Source organism: Paracidovorax valerianellae (assembly GCF_900102625.1).
GTDB classification, from domain to species: domain Bacteria; phylum Pseudomonadota; class Gammaproteobacteria; order Burkholderiales; family Burkholderiaceae_C; genus Paracidovorax; species Paracidovorax valerianellae.
Genome location: NZ_FMZC01000004.1, coordinates 145,186 through 166,159, shown reverse-complemented (window position 1 = coordinate 166,159; position 20,974 = coordinate 145,186). Strand labels below are relative to the sequence as shown.

Annotated in this window: 19 protein-coding genes; 5 read left to right on the top strand and 14 right to left on the bottom strand. The window is 66.4% G+C overall.

Annotated features, from left to right (window positions below):
* Window positions 1–348: 348 nt before the first annotated feature.
* The 11 genes from BLT03_RS08550 to BLT03_RS08500 form a co-directional block, all read right to left on the bottom strand.
* The gene (locus tag BLT03_RS08550; protein WP_092742419.1) at window positions 349–774 is read right to left on the bottom strand and encodes a barstar family protein; all 426 of its coding nucleotides are present in this window, start codon (window positions 772–774) and stop codon (window positions 349–351) included.
* Between the two features lie 137 nt (window positions 775–911).
* A complete protein-coding gene (locus BLT03_RS08545) occupies window positions 912–1,316 on the bottom strand; it encodes a guanyl-specific ribonuclease (protein WP_092742418.1) in 405 nt (134 codons plus the stop codon).
* A 156-nt stretch (window positions 1,317–1,472) separates the two neighbouring features.
* On the bottom strand, window positions 1,473–3,785 hold the full coding sequence (locus BLT03_RS08540; RefSeq protein WP_092742417.1) for an NADP-dependent malic enzyme: 2,313 nt from the start codon (window positions 3,783–3,785) through the stop codon (window positions 1,473–1,475).
* Between the two features lie 203 nt (window positions 3,786–3,988).
* Complete coding sequence (locus BLT03_RS08535) at window positions 3,989–5,089, bottom strand: sensor domain-containing diguanylate cyclase (RefSeq protein ID WP_245711290.1); 1,101 nt, start codon at window positions 5,087–5,089, stop codon at window positions 3,989–3,991.
* Between the two features lie 164 nt (window positions 5,090–5,253).
* Window positions 5,254–6,723 carry a M81 family metallopeptidase gene (locus BLT03_RS08530; protein WP_092742416.1) on the bottom strand — a complete coding sequence of 490 codons (1,470 nt, stop codon included), beginning with the start codon at window positions 6,721–6,723 and terminating at the stop codon, window positions 5,254–5,256.
* Window positions 6,720–7,979: a Zn-dependent hydrolase gene (locus BLT03_RS08525; RefSeq protein ID WP_092742415.1), complete on the bottom strand. Its 1,260-nt coding sequence runs from the start codon at window positions 7,977–7,979 to the stop codon at window positions 6,720–6,722. Before BLT03_RS08525 ends, BLT03_RS08530 begins: the two co-directional genes overlap by 4 nt.
* An 85-nt stretch (window positions 7,980–8,064) precedes the next feature.
* Complete coding sequence (locus tag BLT03_RS08520; protein WP_092742414.1) at window positions 8,065–8,769, bottom strand: ABC transporter ATP-binding protein; 705 nt, start codon at window positions 8,767–8,769, stop codon at window positions 8,065–8,067.
* Window positions 8,766–9,542: an ABC transporter ATP-binding protein gene (locus BLT03_RS08515; RefSeq protein WP_092742413.1), complete on the bottom strand. Its 777-nt coding sequence runs from the start codon at window positions 9,540–9,542 to the stop codon at window positions 8,766–8,768. Before BLT03_RS08515 ends, BLT03_RS08520 begins: the two co-directional genes overlap by 4 nt.
* On the bottom strand, window positions 9,539–10,534 hold the full coding sequence (locus BLT03_RS08510; RefSeq protein ID WP_092743029.1) for a branched-chain amino acid ABC transporter permease: 996 nt from the start codon (window positions 10,532–10,534) through the stop codon (window positions 9,539–9,541). Before BLT03_RS08510 ends, BLT03_RS08515 begins: the two co-directional genes overlap by 4 nt.
* Window positions 10,535–10,542: 8 nt before the next feature.
* Window positions 10,543–11,403 carry a branched-chain amino acid ABC transporter permease gene (locus tag BLT03_RS08505; protein ID WP_092742412.1) on the bottom strand — a complete coding sequence of 287 codons (861 nt, stop codon included), beginning with the start codon at window positions 11,401–11,403 and terminating at the stop codon, window positions 10,543–10,545.
* A 113-nt stretch (window positions 11,404–11,516) separates the two neighbouring features.
* Window positions 11,517–12,722 carry an ABC transporter substrate-binding protein gene (locus BLT03_RS08500; RefSeq protein WP_092742411.1) on the bottom strand — a complete coding sequence of 402 codons (1,206 nt, stop codon included), beginning with the start codon at window positions 12,720–12,722 and terminating at the stop codon, window positions 11,517–11,519.
* A gap of 242 nt (window positions 12,723–12,964) precedes the next feature.
* Between BLT03_RS08500 and BLT03_RS08495 the strand changes: the two genes are divergently transcribed.
* The 4 genes from BLT03_RS08495 to BLT03_RS08480 all read left to right on the top strand — a co-directional run bounded on the left by BLT03_RS08495 (window position 12,965) and on the right by BLT03_RS08480 (window position 15,553).
* Window positions 12,965–13,768, top strand: coding sequence for a FadR/GntR family transcriptional regulator (locus BLT03_RS08495; protein ID WP_092742410.1), 804 nt, complete (start codon window positions 12,965–12,967; stop codon window positions 13,766–13,768).
* A 192-nt stretch (window positions 13,769–13,960) separates the two neighbouring features.
* Window positions 13,961–14,518, top strand: a complete 558-nt coding sequence (locus BLT03_RS08490) for a hypothetical protein (protein WP_092742400.1) — start codon at window positions 13,961–13,963, stop codon at window positions 14,516–14,518.
* Window positions 14,509–14,997 carry a hypothetical protein gene (locus BLT03_RS08485; protein ID WP_092742397.1) on the top strand — a complete coding sequence of 163 codons (489 nt, stop codon included), beginning with the start codon at window positions 14,509–14,511 and terminating at the stop codon, window positions 14,995–14,997. Before BLT03_RS08490 ends, BLT03_RS08485 begins: the two co-directional genes overlap by 10 nt.
* 85 nt (window positions 14,998–15,082) lie before the next feature.
* Window positions 15,083–15,553 carry an OmpA family protein gene (locus BLT03_RS08480; protein WP_245711289.1) on the top strand — a complete coding sequence of 157 codons (471 nt, stop codon included), beginning with the start codon at window positions 15,083–15,085 and terminating at the stop codon, window positions 15,551–15,553.
* Window positions 15,554–15,667: 114 nt separating this feature from the next.
* Here BLT03_RS08480 and BLT03_RS08475 read toward each other — a convergent pair whose 3' ends face one another.
* Both BLT03_RS08475 and aptA read right to left on the bottom strand, forming a co-directional pair.
* Complete coding sequence (locus BLT03_RS08475; protein WP_092742391.1) at window positions 15,668–17,194, bottom strand: CoA-acylating methylmalonate-semialdehyde dehydrogenase; 1,527 nt, start codon at window positions 17,192–17,194, stop codon at window positions 15,668–15,670.
* Between the two features lie 120 nt (window positions 17,195–17,314).
* Window positions 17,315–18,676 carry an omega-aminotransferase AptA gene (aptA, locus tag BLT03_RS08470; RefSeq protein WP_092742388.1) on the bottom strand — a complete coding sequence of 454 codons (1,362 nt, stop codon included), beginning with the start codon at window positions 18,674–18,676 and terminating at the stop codon, window positions 17,315–17,317.
* Between the two features lie 147 nt (window positions 18,677–18,823).
* On the opposite strand from aptA, the gene BLT03_RS08465 reads away from it, so the two are divergent.
* Complete coding sequence (locus tag BLT03_RS08465) at window positions 18,824–19,855, top strand: LysR family transcriptional regulator (protein WP_092742385.1); 1,032 nt, start codon at window positions 18,824–18,826, stop codon at window positions 19,853–19,855.
* Between the two features lie 56 nt (window positions 19,856–19,911).
* Here the strand turns inward: BLT03_RS08465 and BLT03_RS08460 are convergent, their stop codons facing one another.
* A complete protein-coding gene (locus BLT03_RS08460; RefSeq protein ID WP_092742377.1) occupies window positions 19,912–20,901 on the bottom strand; it encodes a Bug family tripartite tricarboxylate transporter substrate binding protein in 990 nt (329 codons plus the stop codon).
* Between the last annotated feature and the right edge of the window lie 73 nt (window positions 20,902–20,974).

Genomic DNA, 20,974 nt, shown 5'->3' with positions numbered 1-20,974 from the left:
GCAGGCGGAGCGGGTCAGCGGGGGAAAGCCCGCTGGCTGCACTGGACCACCTGACGCGGCAATCCAGCAGAGGACATGGGCAAAGCCATGTCCTCGAAGGAATTCATGCGTTGCAGCGCGGGCCAGCCCGCTGCCTGCAACGTGCAGTCGCCTGGGATCAGGCGGCTGCGAGCCAATAACCCGCGTTGAACGGGCTGCTCATGCGCAGCGCCAGGGGCGATACGTCAACGAGCTTGTCGGTCGGCATTTTTTCCGCGGAAGGGTCCACGGCGATTTCGATGGGCTGCGCGGCGGCGGTTTCATTAGCCTCGTTCGCCCGTTCTGCCTGGCTGGTGGATGCAGAACGGGCTACAGAAAAGAATAGAAACACCGGAACGGTATCTTTCGATCGCTCCAGTAGTCCGCCGCTTCCCGGAAGATGTCGAGCAGTTGCTCGCGTGCTTCCTTGTCGAACTTCACCGTGGTCGGGATCTGCTCCAGCACCACGATGAAGCCCGGTTGCGGGCCCGATTTATGCAATGGGTCCGTCATGCAGTCGTACAGCGCATCGAAATTTTTTCCGAAGTGCGCCGGGAACATGAACTGGCCTGCGATCAGGTCCAGCACGTCCTGCTTGGTTTGTGCGTGTGCAAGGTTGGCGTACAGGAAGTGTTGGCCGAGCGCCTTGGCCGACTCTTGCAGGTCTTGCACGCGAAAAGCGCGAATAGACTGCACGATGTTGGGGCGCACGCCACGCAATGGGTTTTCCTGATCGTTACGAAGTGGCATTTCCATCTCCGCTGCTCTTTCTTTATGTAGTCACCAATGAGGAATATCCGGAAGTTCGGTCCAGCGGCCTGCCACAAAGGCAAAGGGCCGACAGGCGGGCAACCGATCGCGGCAATGCCGGCGAGCGCTTTTGGCGTCCGGCGTCATTCAACAATTTTTCGAAAGCTCGCGTAGTGGTCGCCGGTGTAGTAGCAGGCATCTGGCACGCGGGGCACTCCGCCGCACACGATGCGCCGGGCACCACGGTTCTTCGCACCCGGCGTTCTGACGGTGTACTCACGGTAATAGCCCCGTTTTTCAAGGGGCAGAATCCGCTCGCGATTACCGAACACCGAACCATCCTTGTCGTAAGGAAAGGGGCCACCTTCGCGGATGAGTCCGTAAGTCGCCCGCCCTTGCGGCGGCAACTCGGCCAATGCGATGGTGGTCACTCCGTCGGAAGACGGGGGTTTTCGGGCCTGTCCCGTGGTCGGGACCAGAACGAACGCGGCACCCAAAACGCACGCAAGACCTGTCTTGTACGCCTGGATGGCGATAGCCTTCAGCATCAACTACACCTTTCAGAAACTACGGGTTTACCCGAAATTTCGAGCCGTTAGTTTGACTTAATCGCCCCCAAAAAGCAAGCGCCTGCCCAATAAATGGGCAGGCGCTTGCAAGGTCAAACGCGTCTAAAAGTTAGCGCTCGCTATGGCATGAAAGCTCTAGCGCGAGGCGTTTGCGTCGGCGACCGTCAATGCAGTCATATTGACGATCCGGCGCACGGTGGCGCTGGCCGTCAGGATGTGCACCGGCTCCGCCGCACCCAACAGGACGGGCCCGATGGCGATGCCGCCGCCGGCAGCCGTCTTGAGCAGGTTGTAAGAAATGTTGGCGGCGTCGATGTTCGGCAGGACCAGCAGGTTGGCGCTGCCCGCGAGCGTGCTGTGGGGCATGACCGCAGCACGCTGGGCGGCGTCCAGTGCCACGTCACCGTGCATTTCGCCGTCCACTTCGAGCCAGGGCGCCTGGATGCGCAGCAGATCGAGGGTCTGGCGCATCTTGACCGCGCTCGGCTGGTTGCTGCTGCCGAAGTTGGAGTGCGACAACAGGGCGGCCTTGGGCTTGATGCCGAAGCGCATCATCTCTTCGGCCGCCATGACGGTGATCTCGGCCAACTGCTCGGCCGTCGGGTCGTAGTTGACATGCGTGTCCACCAGGAACACCTGGCGGTCGGGCAGCAGCAGGCCGTTCATGCAGGCGTAGGTGTTGACGCCCGCGCGCTTGCCGATCACCTGGTCGATGTAGTTCAGGTGCAGGGCCGTATGGCCCCAGGTGCCGACGATGAGGCCATCGACCTCGCCCTTGTGCAGCAGCATGGAGCCGATGAGCGCCAACCGGCGGCGCATCTCGATCTTGGCGATCGGCACCGTGATGCCCTTGCGCTCGGTCATGCGGTGGTAGGTCTGCCAGAAGTCGCGGTAGCGGTGATCGTTCTCGACGTTCACCACGTCGTAGTCCACCCCTTCCTTCAGGCGCAGGCCGAATTTTTCGATGCGCTGCGCAATGATGGAAGGACGGCCGATGAGCGTGGGCCGCGCGATCTTCTCGTCGACCACGATCTGCGCGGCACGCAGCACACGCTCTTCTTCGCCTTCGGCATAGGCCACGCGCTTCTTCGCGGCTGCCTTGGCTGCCGTGAAGATGGGCTTCATCGTCGTGCCGGAGGCATACACGAAGGTCTGCAGGTGGTCGCGGTACGCGTCCATGTCGGTGATGGGGCGCAATGCCACGCCGCTGTCAGCCGCCGCCTGGGCGACCGCAGGAGCGATCTTCATCATCAGCCGCGGATCGAACGGCTTGGGAATGAGGTATTCAGGGCCGAAAGCGAGTTGCTCGCCCACATAGGCGGCAGCCACCACTTCGCTCTGCTCGGCCTGGGCCAGCTCGGCGATGGCATGGACGGCGGCGATCTCCATCTCCATCGTGATGGTGGTCGCGCCGCTGTCGAGCGCGCCGCGGAAGATATAAGGGAAGCACAGGACGTTGTTGACCTGGTTGGGATAGTCCGTGCGGCCGGTCGCGATGATCGCGTCGTCGCGCACGGCTTTCACGTCTTCCGGCGAAATTTCGGGGTTCGGGTTGGCCAGTGCCAGGATGAGCGGCTTGGCCGCCATCTTGCGCACCATGTCCTGCTTGAGCACGCCGCCGGCCGACAGGCCCAGGAACACGTCGGCGTCCTGGATCACTTCGCCGAGGGTGCGGTGCGCGGTGGGCTGTGCGAACTGCGACTTGTCTTCGTCCATCAGTTCGGTACGGCCTTCATAGACCACGCCAGCGAGGTCGGTCACCCAGATGTTCTCGCGCGGAATGCCCAGCTTAACCAAGAGGCCCAGGCAGGCCAGGGCCGCGGCGCCGGCGCCTGAGGTCACGAGCTTGATCTTCTGCAGATCCTTGCCCACCACCTTGATGCCGTTGAGGATCGCCGCCCCCACGACGATGGCCGTGCCGTGCTGGTCGTCGTGGAAAACCGGAATTTTCATGCGCTCGCGCAGCTTGCGCTCCACGTAGAAGCAGTCGGGTGCCTTGATGTCTTCCAGGTTGATGCCGCCGAAGGTGGGCTCCAGCGAGGCGATGATCTCGACCAGCTTTTCGGGGTCTTTCTCGTTGATTTCGATGTCGAATACATCGATGCCCGAGAACTTCTTGAACAGAACGGCCTTGCCTTCCATGACCGGCTTGCCGGCCAGCGGCCCGATGTCGCCCAGGCCCAGCACGGCGGTGCCGTTGGTGACCACGCCCACCAGATTGCCGCGGCTGGTGTATTTGAAGGCGGCGTTCGGGTCCTTGACGATCTCTTCGCAGGGTGCGGCCACACCGGGCGAATACGCCAGGGCGAGGTCATGCTGGTTGACCATCTGCTTGGTGGCCGCGATCGCGATCTTGCCCGGCTTGGGAAACTCGTGGTACTCGAGGGCGGCACGCCGCAGCAAGGCACGTTTGTCGGGCGTCGGGTTCACCGGTGGGGTCTCGGACATCAAGGTCTCCAGCTCTGGGGAAAAAGTGCCAGGCCGCGCCACCAGGGCGCTTCGGGGCGGTTCTAGGTTCTTAGGGTGTGCGATTGTAGTCAGCCCGCCGTATAAACCCTGGTACGCAATTGTGCTTAATGCGGGCGAAACACCCGTGACCGAAAAGGGGCTGAAAAACGGCAAACCGGCGTCCCCTTCCCGATTCATCACCGTCAGGCGGACGAGAATGCCACGGCCCGATTGCGCCCCTGCACTTTGGCCGCATACAAAGCCCGGTCGGCGGATTCGAGCAACGAGGCTTCCGTGTCCGCATCTTCCGGAAACACCGCCACACCGCACGACAGGGTCGCAGAGACCAGGCGGTCGCCGCAGCGCACCTGCAGGGCTTCGAACGCGGCGCGCACCGCTTCCGCGCGCTCCAGAGCGACGGTGGCGGGAGCTTCGGGCAGCACGAGCAGAAACTCTTCGCCGCCATGCCGGCAGGCAACGTCCTGCGGGCGCACGTGGCGCAGCAGCAGTTGGGCCAGCGTCTGCAGGACCGCATCGCCGGCCGCGTGTCCGTGGGCGTCGTTGATGTGCTTGAAGTGGTCGATGTCGATCATCAACAGCGACAGGGGTTGGACGGAGTCCCGGCAACGCTGCAGGCAGGGGCCGAGCACGGCATCGAGGTGGCGGCGGTTGAAAAGCCCCGTCAGCGGGTCGCGCACCGCCTGCTCCTTGAGCTGGCCCTGCAGCGTGCGGATCTCATCGAACTGCTCGCGCAGGCGGCCATGGTTGCGGTGTTGCTCCATCGCGCGGGCATAGCCGTCGTGCGCGAATGCGACGAAATAGAACGTCAGCACCACGATGCATAGCAAGGTCGTGAGCAAGTCGGTTTCCGGATGCAGCGGCATGCCCAGCGCCAGGCCGGCGGCCACGCCGCTGCCCATGGCGCACAGCAGCCGCAACAATCCCCCGTAGCCATAGAACACGACCAGGTTAATGCAGTTGCTGCTGAAAAGCGTGAAGGTGACCCAGATCGGCAAGCCCAGCCCTGCGGCCCACAAACCGCCGAGGATGGCATCCACCAACAGGTTCTGCATCTCTGCCTGGCGCTGGTTTTTGGCCCGGCGGGCTCGCCAGTAAACGCATTGGGGATAGACCAGAAACTGCAGTGCCAGCAGCACCCAGGCACCCGTACTGGCCTCGATGGCCCGCAGGTGGGCTGCGAACGCCAGGAACAGCAGTCCGTAGAAAAACGTTCGATTGCGGCGGTTCATCCGCACCAGCCAGTGCGCACCGGCGGGGCGGGAGTCCGAGGGAGAAGATGTCATCGAAAAGAAGGCGGCGCAGATGCGCGAACGACTGTAGCAGTTGCCCATGAAAAGCCGCACCCGAGGTCGTGGGGCCGGGGCCGCCCAGCCGATGCGCACCACGGCGTTGCGGCTCGCCAGCCCCCGGCGCGCTTTCAAGCCAGGCCCGCCCCCATCACCGCCCATCAGACCGGATCGAGCGGAAACACCGGCCGCCGCACATTCTTGAACGGGAACAGCGCGTAGTTCGAACTCGTCACACCCGTCGGGCTGTCGCACTCGACCAGGGCGTGCGACAGCGGCACGAACACGGGGCGGCAGTACATGCGCGACTTGAGCAGCACGAAGCGGTGTGCCGTGGGGTCCAGCCCCACGCACGAGAACACCCCCAGGTCCCAGGGCTCGTGCGTCTTCTCCGTCACCACGATCTGCGCGCGGCCGGTGTCGAACAGCACGGTGCGGCCCATGGCGCAACGATGGCCGGTGTAAATGGGCCCGGTGACGGTGTATTCGCCATCGCTGACGGCCACGACCGTGCCTTCCAGCGCCACGGGCACCTTGGTCACGTTGAGCTGCGTGAGCGGCACCTTGTTGCCCAGCCGGACCGAGAGCCGGGCGCCCACGCCAGCCGCAGCCAGTTCGGCGACCGCCTCCGGGTCGCACAGCGGGCCGACGGCGATGTCCGAGAGCCCCGCCGAGAGGGCGGCCTGCAGCACGTCCATCGAATCGCACGTACCGCCGGACATGCAATTGTCGCTGTGGTCCAGCAGCAGCACGGGGCGGCTGGCGCCCTCCGCCAGAGCCATGGCGCGGCGCAATGACTGGTCCAGCGGCTCGCTGTCGTACACGAACTCCGCCCGCTCGCTCCAGATGGCGGCGGCAATGCGGTCGGCCGCCGCCTGGGCCGGTGCGGGGTCGTCGGCCCGGGCCGTAACCACCACGCTCATGCAGGGCGCCTCGATATCGGCCAGCGAAAAGCCGGCGAACACCGAGGCGGCCGGCACACCCTCGGACTCGGCAGCGCGGGCCGCATCCACCGCACGCAGCATGGCGCCTTGCAGCGTGGTGCTGCGCAGCGTGTGGCCCATCATCGGCAGCGGGTGCCAGCGAACGGCGTAGCGCGCGGTGCCGCGCACCATCTCCAGCAACAGGCGCCCGGCGTGTTCGCCGGTTTCGTACATGTCGATGTGCGGGTAGGTCTTGAAGCCCACCATCACGTCGGCGTTGGCGATCATCTTGGGCGTGATGTTGCCGTGCAGGTCCAGCGCCACGCCGATGGGCACGCCCGGCGCGGCAGCGCGCACGCGCTCCAGCAGGTCGCCTTCGCCGTCGGGGCTGTTCTCGGCGACCATGGCGCCATGCAGGTCCAGCAGGATGGCATCGCAGCCCGGGGCGGCCTCCACGATGCAGCGGGTGAGTTCATCGTAGGCTGCAGCGTGCACCGGGCCGCTGGGGTTGGACATGGCCGAGACCGGCGTGACCAGCGTGGCCCCCAAGCCCTGGGCCAGGTCGATGAACGCCGCCATGGCGGTGCGCATGCCCAGGTTCTCGCGCAGCGCCTGTTCGCCGTAGGCCGGGGAAAACGCCTCCAGCGGCGTGGACACGGGCGAAAAGGTGTTGGTCTCGTGGTTGAGCCGTGCGATCAGGATCTTCATGCGGCCACCCCCGCGCTGCGCAGCATGCCCTGCAGCAGCACATTGCAGCCAGCCTCCAGATGCTCGGGCCGGGCGTCTTCGATCTCGTTGTGGCTGATGCCGTCGGCACAGGGCACGAAGACCATGGCCGTGGGCGCCAGGCGCGCGAGGTACACGGCATCGTGCCCCGCGCCGCTCACCACGTCCATGGCGGTGTAGCCCAGCGCCCTTGCATCGGCGCGCACGCCCTCGACCAGGGCTGGCGCGAATGGCTGCGGCGGGAAGTACACCACCTGCTCCACAGTCATCGGGGTCCGGCTCGCGGCACCGATGCGTTCGCAGGCAGTGCGCAGCGCCGCGTCCATTTTCAGCAGCACCGCGTCGTCGGCCGCGCGCAGGTCCACCGTCATGCGCACGCTGCCGGGGATCACGTTGCGCGAACTGGGGAACACCTCCAGCACGCCCACGGTGCCACGCGCATGCGGCGCGTGGTCCATGGCGATGCGGTTGACCTCCGCCACCAGCGCGCTCGCGGCCAGCAAGGCATCGCGGCGCAGTTCCATGGGTGTTGGACCTGCATGGGCTTCCATGCCCTGTACTGTCACGTCGTACCAGCGCTGGCCCAACGCCCCTTGCACCACGCCGATCACGCAGTCGTTGGCCTCCAACACCGGGCCCTGCTCGATGTGCGCTTCGAAATACGCGCCCACGGCGGGCGACGGGCCCGCGGTACCGGCATAGCCGATGGCGGCAAGCGCCTCGGCCACGCTGATGCCTTGCGCATCGCGCTGGGCCAGGGCGTGCTCCAGCGTGAACGCGTTGGCGAACACGCCCGAGCCCATCATCACCGGCACGAAGCGCGAGCCCTCTTCGTTGGTCCATACCGCCACTTCGATGGGGGCCTCGGTGGCGATGCCGGCATCGTTCAGGCTGCGCACCACTTCCAGGCCCGCCAATACCCCGTAGTTGCCGTCGAACTTGCCACCCGTCGGCTGCGTGTCGATATGGCTGCCGGTCATCACCGGCGGCAGGGTGTCGTCGCGGCCCGCGCGGCGCGCAAAGATGTTGCCGATGGCGTCGATGCGCACGCTGCAGCCCGCCTCACGCGCCCAGCGCACGAACAGGTCGCGGCCTTCGCGGTCGAGCAGGGTAAGGGCCAAGCGGCACACGCCGCCCTTGGGCGTGGCGCCGATGCGGGCCAGGTCCATCAGCGATTGCCACAGGCGTGCACCGTTCACACGGGGCAGCAGGGCCGAAGGGGAAGTCGTCATGTCCATGGTCGGAACGTCCTGAAAAAGAAAATGGCGAGCCCGCGCAACGCCGCTGGCCTGCCGGGGCGATGAAGTGCGGTGGGTCAGCGCGTCAGGCCAGGCCCACGCCCAGGTAACGGTCCTTGGTGGCGTCGTCGGCCAGGAAGGCGGCGTTGCCGGCCTCGTGCACGATCACGCCTTGTTCGATGATGTAGTGGCGATCGGCCAGTTGGGTGCAAACCTCCAGGTTCTGCTCCACCAGCAAGATGGCCACGCCCGCAGCCTTGATGGCCTGCAGCTGGGCCACGATCTCTTCGACGATGACGGGTGCCAGCCCTTCCACGGGCTCGTCCAGCATGAGCAGGCGCGGCGCGTTCATCAGCGCGCGCCCGATGGCCAGCATCTGCTGCTCACCGCCCGACAGTTGCCCGCCGCCGTTGCTGCGCCGCTCTTTCAAGCGCGGAAAGATGCGGTAGATGTCCGCCAGTTGCCAGGGCGATTGCTTGCGCTGGCCCAGCAGCAGGTTCTCTTCCACCGTGAGCAGCCGGAAGATGCCGCGGTGCTCGGGCACCAGGCACACGCCACGCTGCGCGATGCGGTGCGCGGCCAGGCCCTGCACGTCTTCGCCGGCGAAGCGGATGCGCCCCTGGGTGGGCGGCACCACGCCGCAAATGCTCTTGAGCGTGGTGGTCTTGCCCGCGCCGTTGCGCCCCAGCAGCGTCACCAGTTCGCCATCGTTCACGTGCAGGTTCACGCCCTGGAGCACATGGCTCTTGCCGTAGTGGGCATGCAGCCCTTCGATCTGCAGGATCGTCATGCCTTGCCCCCGGTGATCATGTTGCCCAGGTAGGCGCTGCGCACCCGCTCGTCGCTGCGGATCGCGTGCGGGTGACCTTCGGCCAGCACGCGGCCCTGCTGCATCACGGTCACGGTGTCGGAGATGTCCATCACGATGTTCATGTTGTGCTCGATGAGAACCACGGTGTGCTCGTCCTTCAGGCCCTGGATCAGCCGCTTCATGTCGTCCAGATCGTCGATTCCCATGCCCGAGGTCGGCTCGTCCAGGAAGATCGCCTTCGGCCCGGCGGCCAGCGCCATGCCCACCTCCAGCCGGCGCTGCTGGCCGTGCGAGAGATTGCCGACCGGGGTGTCGGCATGGCGCTCCAGCCCCAGCCGCGCCAGCACGCTGGCCACCACGTCGGCGCGGGAGCGGGCGCCCACCGGGGCGCTCCAGCAGTTCAGGGCATGCGCGGGCGCGGTGCCCTGCGCAGCCAGGCGCAGGTTCTCGCGCACCGGCAAGGTGAGGAACAGGCTCGTCACCTGGAACGAGCGGGCCATGCCGCGCTGAACGCGGCGGTGATCGGGCTCGCGGGTCACGTCGTGGCCATCGAACACGATGCGCCCGCCGCTCACGGCCTTGGTGCCGGTCAGCATGTGAAAGAGGGTGGTCTTGCCCGCACCGTTGGGGCCGATCACCGAGTGCACCGTGTTCGCACGCACTTTCAGGTCCACGCCCGCCAACGCGGCGAACTTGTCGTAGCGCTTTTCCACGCCGATGGCTTCCAGCAGGATGGGTGCTGCTGCGCTCATGCTTTTTCTCCCGTGCCGGTGGTGGCGTCCGCGCCACCCTTTTTCAGACCGCGCACGCGGTCCCAGGCGGATTCGAGCAGGCCCCACAGGCCGCGCTGCATTCCCAGGCTCACGGCCATCAACACCACGCCCAGCAGCAGCAGCCAGCGCGGCCACAGGGTGGAGAGCCAATCGCCCACGATGAGGTAGAAGGCCGACCCCAGAAGCGAGGCCAGCAGGTTGCCGGTGCCGCCGATCACCGTCATCACGAGGATCATCTCGCTCGTGTGGTATTCGGCATTGGCCAGCGGAGCGATGCCGGTCATCATGGCGTGCAGCGCGCCCGCCAGGCCCGTGACCGCGCCCGAGATGACGAATGCCTGCAGCTTGAGCAGCCGCAGGTTGTAGCCGATGGCGCCCGCACGCTCTTCGTTGTCGCGCACGGCCAGCAAGGTGCGCCCGAAGATCGAGGCCGATACCTTCTGCAGCAGCCAGAAAGCGGCCAGGAAGACCACCGCCACGAACCCGTAGTACTGCCAGGGCGACACCAGCGGCCACAGCGTGAACCCGCCCACCGCCAGAGAAGGCCGCGGAATGTCCATCAGGCCGTTGTCCCCGCCCGTGATGCTCGGCATCGAATACGCCAGGAAATAGAACATCTGCGCGAACGCGAGGGTCAGCATCACGAAATACGTTCCCCGCTGGCGGATGGCCACCCAGCCCACCAGCGCCGCGCCCAGCGCGCCCACCACCACGGCCAGGGCCAGTGCAAGCGGCATGGGCAGCGGCCACCGCGTGAGCGTGAGGGCGATGGTGTAGCTGCCCAGCCCGAAGAAAATGCCCTGCCCGAAGGACAGCAGCCCCGTGTGGCCGAGCAGCAGATTGCAGCCCATGGCCGCGAGGCCGTAGATCAGCACCTCGCTGGCCAGTGAGCCGGACTGCATGGTGAGCGGCATCGCCAGCACGAAGGCCAGGGCCAGCAGCAGGTGGAAATGTTTGCGCAAGATCGTCATGGCGGGGTTCATCCTTTGCGGCCCAGCAGGCCATGCGGGCGCAACAGCAGCACGGCCGCCATGGCGATATAGATCATCAGACGCGCCCCTTCGGGCCACACGGTGCTCATCACGCTCTGCACGATGCCGATCAACAGGCCGCCCACCAGCGCACCGCCGAAGCTGCCCATGCCGCCCACCACCACGACCACGAAGGCCACACCCAGCGCTTCGATGCCCATGAAAGGCTCGGCCCCGCGAATGGGCGCCGCCAGCACGCCCGCAATGGCCGCCGTGGCCGCGCCCAGGGCGAACACCAGGCTGAAGATGCGGAACACGTTGATGCCCAGCAGCGACACCATTTCGGTCGATTCGCTGCCGGCGCGCACCGCGCTGCCCAGGCGCGTGCCTTCCAGCACATACCAGAGGCCCACGGCCAGCACGGCCGTGAAGCCGATGACGAACAGGCGGTACTTGGGATAGACGAAGCTGCCCCACATCACCACGCCCTGCAGCAGGTCGGGCACCGCCACGCTATCGCCCAGCGGGCCCCACTGCAGGATCACCAGTTCCTGGACGGCCAGCGCCAGCCCCACGGTGACGAGAATGTGGAACTCGTGCGGCTTGGCGTACACATGGCGCAGCACCAGTTTTTCGGTCAGCCAGCCCAGGGCGCCGACGGCGATCGGCACCACGGCCAGCGCCAGCCAGAAGCTCAGGCCCCAGCGCGTCATCTGGTAGCAGAAGTAGGCGCCCAGCAGGTAGAAGGCCCCGTGCGCGAAGTTCACGAAGCGCAGCAGGCCGAACACGATGGACAGGCCGACGGCCAGCAGGAAATACAGCATGCCGATGCCGATCCCGTTGATGACCTGTAGCAGGTAGATGCTCATGGCGGATAGGAGAGAAGGAAGGGCCCGCCCGCGCGGGGGGGGGGCCGGTTGAGGAGCACCACAGGGCGCAGCGCGCGGCGGCTGCGCCCGGCCAGGGTCCAGCCGGGGTCCGGTCAGGCGAGCTTGCAACCCGTCTGATCGACCGGCAGGAACGACTTGCCGGAGCTCACCACGTCCACGTAGTCGTCCTTGTTGGCCATCTTGGCCTTGGGCTTGCCCTTGAGCAGGTAGTAGTTCTTGAGCACCTGATGGTCGCCCTTGCGAACCTCTTCCTCGCCTGTGAGGCCGGCGTATTTCATGCCCTCCAGCGCGGCGATGACGGCCTTCTGGTCCACCGTGCCGGCCTTGATGATCCCGTCGATCAGCAGCTTGGTGCAGATGTACGAGCCCGCCAGGCTGTAGTTGGGGTTGGCCTTGAACTTGTCGTTGCTGCGCTTGACCAGTTCCAGGTTCAGCGGCGCATCGGCGGTGTGCCAGTACTGCGCGCCGAAATACACGCCCTCGCACAGGTCGGCACCCAGCGATTCGAATTGCTCCAGGCCCGACGCCCAGGCGATCAGGATCGTCATGTTCTTGTGCATGCCGAAGCTCACGGCCTGGCGCAGCGCATCGGACGACTGCGAGCCGAAGTTCAGCAGCAGCAGCACGTCGGGCTTGGCGGCCATGGCGTTGGTGAGGTAGCCGCTGAATTCCTTCTCGGCCAGCGAGTGGTAGCTGTTGCCCACGTGCTCCAGGCCCTTTTCCTTGAAGATGTTCTTGGCAGCCGACAGGAGGCCGTCGCCGAACACGTATTGCGGCGTGATCGTGTACCAGCGCTTGGCCTTGGGGTTGGCCTCGACCAGCGGGCGCACGGTCTGCTCGATGGCGCCGAACGTCGGCACCGACCAGCGGAACGTGGCGGCATTGCAGTCCTTGCCCGTGATTTCGTCGGCACCGGCGGTGGTGATGAAGATGCCGCCCGCCTTCTCGGCCTCCTTGCCCATGGCCAGCGATTCGGACGACAGGATGCCGCCCGCGAAAAAGCGCGTGCCCTGCTGCTGCGACGACTCCTGCACCTTGCGCACGGCCGTGGCGGGCTTGCCTTCGGTGTCCAGCACCGTGTAGGCCAGGGGGCGCTTCAGGGCCGAACCGTATTGCTCGATGGCCAGCTTCATGCCGAGGTCGGCGAACTTGCCGTTGGCTGCGAAGGCGCCCGACATGGGCACCGGGCAGCCGAACTGGATCGCGCCCGTGGACTGCGCCCAGGCGCTGTGCACGAGGCCCAGCGAAGCGGGCAGCGCGCCCAGTGCCGAAAGTTGCAAGAGTTGACGACGGTGCATGAAAGGGCTCCTGTGTGGGGTTGGGCCGGGTGGCCGGTTGCGGGGCATGGCTTTTTGCAAAGCACACCGCGTGCCATGCGTTTTTCCTATTTATAGTGATAAATAGAACAAATCGCGTGCAGGTAAACCCTGCCAGACCAACAGGTGCACGGCCCTGGTGCATACACTGCACCACGGAAGCGACCGCCGGGTGCGTGGCACCGCACTGCGCCCTTCCACTTCTTTCCAACCAGCAACGCACCATGGCCACGAAACCGCCCGCCGGCAAGCCGATCAAGCCCCTGAAGCGCCCCGACCTGGTGGCGCAGGAGATCAAGCGGCTGATCACCGAAAAGAACCTCAGCCCCGGCGACCGCCTGCCGCGCGAGAGCGAACTGCAGGCGCAGTTCGAGGTGAGCAAGGGCACGATTCGCGAGGCGCTCAAATCGCTGGAGGTACAGGGCCTGGTGACCATCTCCACGGGCCCTTCGGGCGGCGGCACCATCGCCGAGGTGTCGCTGGACCGCACGCTGCAGTTCCTGCAGAACTACCTGTTTTTCCAGGACGTGACGATCGACAACATCTACGCCGTGCGCCAGTTTCTGGAGCCCGAGCTGGCCGCAGGCGCCGTGCCCCACCTGACCGAGGCCGACTTCGAAGCGCTGGAACACAGCATCGCCTGCTGCGACCCCAACTCCAGCAGCGAAGACCTGTTGAGCCAGCGCCGCGAGGACGTGAACTTCCACGACATCCTGGCGGCCGCCAACCCCAACCCGTTTCTGCGCTTCACCTGCGAGCTGATCAACGAAATGCTGCGCCAGCTCATCGTGTACGGCAACCGCACCCCGAAGTCGGAGCACCGGCGCTTCGGCGAGGCCAACGCCAACTTCCACCGCGAGATCGTGCAAGCGGCGCGCGCACGGGATGCGGCCAAGGTGCGCGAACTGATGGCGCGCCACATGCAGGACGCCGCCAGCAGCGTCAAGCGCATGAAAGGCCGCATTCAGGGCCGGCTGATCCTGGATGCCGACACGCTGCGCAGTCCGCGCTCCGCCCACGTGCGGTAGCGCTGAAGGGATCGCCGCCTCAGTGCTTGGTGTTGGCGGGTGTTATTTTTGAATCAATTGGTATCTTTCGGAACCATTGCCACGGATTTGTAGGCATCCGCGGCGACACTTCGCGCCTGCGGGCTGCAGCGACCGGGAGGGCGCTGCCAGCTCAGCGGGCCGATACATTCCTTTTCATTCTTCTAACGCACCATGAACGCAGTTCTTCCGTGGGCCGGATGGCTGGCGGCCGCCGTGCTGCTCACCGCGGCCCAGGCCGGTACGAAAGCCCCTGCGGCAGTCGATCCGGCCCAGTGCAAGCCGGCGGGCACCGACCTGCCCCTGCCCACCACCTGGGAGCCCTACCGCGCCGCAGTGCGCGTGTGCTCCCTGGCGCAAAGCGGCGCCGGCAAGGCCCCGCCGAAAGTGCGCCTGCTGGCAGTGTTCACGGACGAGCACTACCGCGGCTTACCCGCCGATGCGCCGTGGGAGCGGTTTCCGCTGCCCCAGCTGGTGGATGAAGGCGGCCGCTGCCTCGGCCAGTTGCCGCATCTGTTTCCGGTCGATCCGCCCGAAGAACTGGAAGTGCGCCCCGGCCGGTGGCGCGCCGGCCTGCCGCAGGAGATCCAGCTGCAGGTGCGTTCGCCCGCAGCCGGTGGCGACTACCGCCTGCCCACGCTGCGGTGGGACGCCAAGACCCGCCATTACCTCGCAACCCCCACCACGCCCTCGGCCCCATCGCCGGACCAGGACAAGACCCCATGCCCGTAGACGCCACTGCCGTCGCCAAGCTGAAACAAGCCTGCGACAAGGCCGCCGACCTGTACCCCAACTCCTGCAGCCATGCCGTCTGGCACGTGATCCAGCAGTACCTGCCCGACCAGCCCTGGATGAACGCCAACGCGCTCATGGACCATGTGCAGGGCCAGCGCCACTGGCGCGCGGCCGCCGCCTCGCAAGTGGGCGCCCTGGCCCGGGGCGGCGCGCTCATCGTCGGGGGCAAGAAGGAATCGGGCAACGGCCACGTCATCGTGGTCTATCCGGGCCCCGATCAGGCCGCAGGCGGCTATTCGTACACCCGGGGCGGCAAGACCGAAACGCTGCGCAGCCGCGGAAGCTATCCGCCCGCCATGTCCACCTCGCTGGGCAACTGGGAGGGCGCCCGCAGCAAGGGCACCAAGACCATCTGGGACCCCTGGGCGAACGATGCCAAGTTCGCGAGCGTGACCTTCTGGCAACTGGTGGAGTGATCCGCCGCCCACCCTATCCCATGCATCGGCCGGGCCACCGGCCTTTCCGACGAACCCTTTTCATTCACAGCAACAGGTGATCTTCATGACCTCTCACAGCCAACTCCTGGGCCTTCTTTTCAGCGCCGCGCTTCTGGGCGGCTGCGCCAACACGTCGAGCAACGCCGATGCCAATGCCGCAGCAGCCGACACCACGGCCCAGGCCGCGGCAACGCCCGCCCCGGCACCTGCCGCACCGGCACCCGCCCCCGAGCCGGAGCCACTGCGCATTCCTGAAGACGGCACCGTGGCCGAGTTCTCGGGCCTGGAGACCGAACTGCCGGCCGACACGCCAGCGCTGCTCGATATCCTGACGGCCGACAAGGCCGGCGCTCAGCGCTGGGAGATCAAGGGCTACGCCGACCGCAAGGCCGCCAAGAACGCCCGCGAAATCGCCCTGGCCCGTGCCCTGGCCGTGCGCAAGGAACTGGTGTCGCGCGGCGTGCCGGCGAAGAACCTGCGCGTGATGTTCAGCACCGACCAGGCCCGCAACGCGGTGACCGTGCTGCCGCGCTGATCGGACTGATCGCGCGCCAAAGCCGTCCGCACACCACTCGCCTGAGCCGGGATCGCCCGGCAGGCCACACAGCGGCCCGGGCGCCTTGCGCGCCACGGGTCGCTGCGCTTTTCGTCAGCGGCTGCTCGGGAAGGCGAACACCGCGCCTTCGCGCACGCCGGCCGAGGGCCAGCGCTGCGTGATGGTCTTGCGCTTGGTGTAAAAGCGCACGGCATCGGGGCCGTAGGCATGCAGGTCGCCGAACAGGCTGCGCTTCCAGCCGCCGAACGAGTGGTAAGCCACCGGCACGGGCAGCGGCACGTTCACCCCCACCATGCCGACCTGGATGTGGTCCGTGAAATAGCGGGCGGCCTCGCCGTCGCGCGTGAAGATGCAGGTGCCGTTGCCGTATTCGTGGTCGTTGATGAGCTGCATGGCTTCCTGCAGCGTCTTCACGCGCACCACGCCCAGCACGGGGCCGAAGATCTCTTCCTGGTAGATCTTCATGCCGGGCTTCACGTGGTCGAACAGGCAGGCGCCGAGGAAGTAGCCGGCCTCATGCCCCGCCACCTTCATGCCGCGGCCATCGACCACCAGCGTGGCGCCTTCTTCCACGCCGCTGTCCACATAGGCCTTCACCTTCTCGAAGTGCGCTTGCGTGACCAGCGGGCCCATGTCGTTGCCGCCGTTGTCGGTCTGCGTGCCGGGGCCGACCTTCATCTTCGCGATCTCGGTCTTCAGCCCCTCGATCACGGCGTCGCCCACTGCATCGCCCACGGCCACCAGCAGCGGAATGGCCATGCAGCGCTCGCCGCACGATCCGTAGGCCGCGCCCATGAGCGCGCTCACCGCGTTGCCCACGTCGGCATCGGGCATCAGCACCGCATGGTTCTTCGCGCCGCCCAGGGCCTGCACGCGCTTGCCGTGCTTGCAGCCTTCCGAATAGATGTATTCGGCGATCGGCGTGGAGCCGACGAAGCTCACCGCCTTCACGCGCGGATCGCGCAGCAGCGTGTCCACCGCCGTCTTGTCGCCGTTGACCACGTTGAGCACGCCGGGCGGCAGGCCCGCTTCCAACGCCAGCTGCGCGATGAACAGCGTGCTGCTCGGGTCGCGCTCGGAGGGCTTCAGCACGAAGGTGTTGCCGCAGGCCACGGCCATCGGCCACATCCACAGCGGCACCATCGCCGGAAAGTTGAACGGCGTGATGCCGGCGGTCACGCCCAGCGCCTGGAACTCGCTCCACGAATCGATGTTCGGGCCCACGTTGCGGCTGTGCTCGCCCTTGAGCAGTTCCGGCGCGTAGCTCGCGTATTCCACGTTCTCGATGCCGCGCTGCAGCTCGCCATGCGCATCGCTCAGCACCTTGCCGTGCTCGGCGGTGATCAGCGCGGCGATCTCGTCGGCGTGCTCTTCCAGCAGCACCTTGAGCTTGGACATCACCCGCGCGCGCTTGAGCGGCGGCGTGTTGCGCCAGGCCGGGAAAGCGGCCTCGGCCGAGGCGATGGCCTGCTCCACCGTGGCCTGCGAGGCCAGCGCCACGCTGGTGGAGGACTGGCCCGTGGCAGGGTTGAACACCGGCTGCGTGCGGGCGGTATCGGCCACGATCTGGCCGTCGATCAAATGGCCGACGGTGGCGGTGACGTTCTGGTCTTGGTGCATGGGAATGGAACCGGAATGGAGGGATATGAATGAAAAGTGCCTCCAGCGCATATTCCGCTAGGGCACATGGCTATTAAAAAAATAGCAATCGATCAGGTGGACGAAGTGGCCATCAAGCCGTCAAGCCGTCTCGGCCAGCGCGTCGCCCAGGGCATTGACCAGCCGGTCGATCTCGGCGCGCTCGCTGATGAACGACGGGGCCAGCTGGATCGTGTCGCCGCCGTAGCGCACGTAAAAGCCTTTCTTCCAGCAGTTCATGGCGATCTCGTAGGGCCGGCGGGCAGGCTCGCCCGGCAGCGGCGCAATGGTGAAGCCGGCCGCCAGGCCGTAGTTGCGGATGTCCAGTACGTGCTGCGCGCCCTTGAGGCTGTGCACGGCCTCCTCGAAATACGGGGCCAGCGCCTTGGCGCGGCCGGGCATGTCTTCCTTTTGCAAGATGTCGAGCACCGCCAGGCCGGCGGCGCAGGCTACGGGGTGGGCCGAATAGGTGTAGCCGTGCGGGAACTCCAGCATGTACTCGGGGCCGCCCTGCGCCATGAACGTGTCGTAGATCTCCTTGGCTGCTACCACGCCGCCCAGCGGCTGCGCGCCGTTGGTCACCTGCTTGGCGAAGTTCAGGATGTCGGGCGTCACGCCGAAGGCCTCCGATCCCGTCCACGCGCCGCAGCGGCCGAAGCCGGTGATGACCTCGTCGAAGATCAGCAGGATGTTGTTCTGCGTGCAGATCTCGCGGATGCGCTCCAGGTAGCCCTTCGGCGGAATCACCACGCCGGCCGAGCCCGAGAACGGCTCCATGATCACCGCCGCGATGTTGGATGCGTCGTGCAGCGCGATCACCTCCAGCAGCCGGTCGGCCAGCGCCCGGCCGCCTTCTTCGGCCATGCCCTTCACGAACGAGCCCATCGCCGGCTGCGTGTGCGGCAGGTGGTCCGCCTCCACGCCCTGGCCGAAGGTCTTGCGGTTGCCCACCATGCCGCCGACCGAAATGCCGCCGAAATTCACGCCGTGGTAGCCCTTCTCGCGGCCGATCAGGCGCGTCTTGCTGCCCTGGCCCTTGGCGCGCCAGTAGGCCCGCGCCATCTTCAGCGACGTGTCGGCCGACTCAGAACCCGAGCCGGTGAAGAACACGTAATCCAGCCCCGCGGGCGTCAGTTCCTTGATCTTGTTGGCCAGCGCGAACGAGGCAGGATGGCCGAACTGGAAGGCCGGCGCGTAATCGAGCGTCGCGGCCGCCTTGCCGATCGCCTCGGCCACGTCCTTGCGGCCATGCCCCAGCCCCGCACACCACAGACCCGAGAGGCCGTCGAAGATCTTGCGGCCTTCGGAATCGGTGTAGTAGGCGCCCTGGCCCGAGACGATCATGCGCGGCTGCGCCTTGAACTGCCGGTTGGCGGTGAAGGGCATCCAGTGCGCGTCCAGCCAGGCGGCGTCCATGCGCGGCGCGGTGGCTTCGGGGGCGGAATCGAGGACGGTGAAGCTCATGGTCGATCCAATCAAGGAGAAGGAAAGCAGAAGGCAGAAGTGCCGACGGGGCCGAAAAGCGGCGCGCCCCAGCCAGCGGGTGGCCCCATTGTTCCGGCCGCCGATAATCTCTCAAATAGACAGATATCAATGTTTACTTGACGATTCATGCAAGTAAAGGAAGCCGCCGTGCCCCGCAACCCGCCCCCCCTTGCTCCAGCCACGTCTCCCCCTAAAAGCAAAGCCACGCCCGCAGCCTCGCCCCCCGCCCAGGCATCGCGCGAACGGGCCGTGCTCGGCCAGTTGAGCGACATGGACCTGCGCCTGCTGCAGGTCTTCAAGAGCGTGGTCGATTGCGGCGGCATGGCGGCTGCCGAACTGGAGCTGAACATCGGTACCAGCACCGTGAGCCGCCACGTGAAAGATCTGGAAACCCGCCTGGGGATGACCCTGTGCCGGCGCGGCCGCGCGGGCTTCGCGCTCACCCCGGAAGGCCAGCGCGTGTACGACGAAACCCTGCGCCTGCTGGCCGCCGTGCAAGGCTTTCGCGACAGCGTGGACGACATCCATTCGCGCATGGGCGGCCAACTGGCCATCGCCGTCTTCGACAAGACCGCCAGCAACCCCGCAGCCCGCATCGGCGAAGCGATTGCCGCCTTCACCGCCCTGGCGCCGGACGTGCACTTGCAAATGCACGTGGGCTCCATCAACGCCATCGAGCGCGGCGTGATCGACGGCACCTACCAGGTTGGCATCATCCCCGCCCACCGCGCCTCGCAAAGCCTGCTGTACACCGACCTGTTCGGCGAAACCATGCTGCTGTACTGCGGCGCAGGCCACCCGCTGTTCGGAGCGGACCACTCAGCGCTCGACTGGGACGCCGTGCGCGCACACCCTTTCGCCGGTCTGGGCTACCACTCGCCCAACATGGAACTGAGCCACCAGGCCCGCCTCACGCGCGCCGCCACGGGCTTCGACCAGGAATCGATCGCCACGCTGGTGCTGTCAGGCCGCTACCTGGGATTTCTGCCCGACCACTACGCCGAGGCCTTCGAGCGCACAGGCCGCCTGCAAGCCGTTCGGCCCGAGGCGCTGCGTTATGACTGCCAGTTCGTAAGCCTGCTGCGAAGGTCACCCGAGCCGCCGAGGGCGGCGCAGGCGTTTCAGCGGTGTCTGGTGGGGGCGCACGCACAGCCGTGAAACGAAGAAGGCCCGCGTTGGCGAGCCCTCCTTCAGTTCACAGCGAAAACCTGCGCTCAGTCCGCCGAAGCCCCCGACTTCTTCACCAGCTCCGCCCACCGCGGAATCTCCTTCGCCATGTGCGCCGCCAGCGCTTCTGGCGTGCTACCCACGATGTCCATGCCCAGCTGGGTATGCAGCTTGTCCACCACGTCCGGCTGCTTGAGCGCCTTCACGATCTCGGCGTTCAGCCGCTGCACCACGGCTTTGGGCGTTCCTTTGGGGGTGTACACGGCTTGCCAGGACGACATCTCGAAGCCGGCCACGCCGGACTCGATCATGGTGGGCAGCTCGGGCGCGAGGGCGATGCGCTGGCCGGTGGTCACGGCCAGGAGCTTGACGCGGCCGGCCTTGGCCAGGGGCAGGGCGGCGGTCATCTGGTCGAACATGAACGAGACCTGGCCAGCGGCCACGTCGGTGAGCGCGGGCGGTGTGCCTTTGTAGGGCACATGGGTGAGCTTCACGCCGATCAGGTCGCCGAACATTTCGCCTGCCAAGTGGGTGGAAGTGCCCGCGCCGGACGAGGCGAACATGCGCTTGGACGGGTCTTTCTTGAGCAGTTCGATCAGCTCTTTCACCGAGTTCACGCCCAGTGCGGGGTTGACGATGAGCACGTTGGGCAGCGTGGCCACCAGCGCGACGGGCTCGAAGTCCTTGACGGGGTTGTACGAGAGGTTCTTGTACAGGCTGGCGTTGATGGCGTGGGTGCTGATGGTGCCGCCGAACAGCGTGTAGCCGTCGGGCGTGGCCTTGGCCACGTACGAGGCGCCGATGCCGCCGGCCTGGCCGGGCTTGTTCTCCACCACGACCGATTGCTTGAGCGCCTCGCCCAGCTTGTTGGCGAGCACGCGGCCGATGATGTCGGTGGAGCCGCCGGGCGTGAAGGGCACGACGTAGGTGATGGGCTTGGCCGCAGGCCATTCTTGCGCGCTGGCCGTGGCCGGGGCCATGAGCGGCAGCGCCAGGGCCGCGAGGCTGAGCAGGGCAGTGTGGGAAAGGAATCGCATGGTTTTGTCTCCGGTGTCGTTGTGTGAATGCTGCGATGCGAGAAAGAGGAAAGGCCGCGCGAAGGCGGCGCCG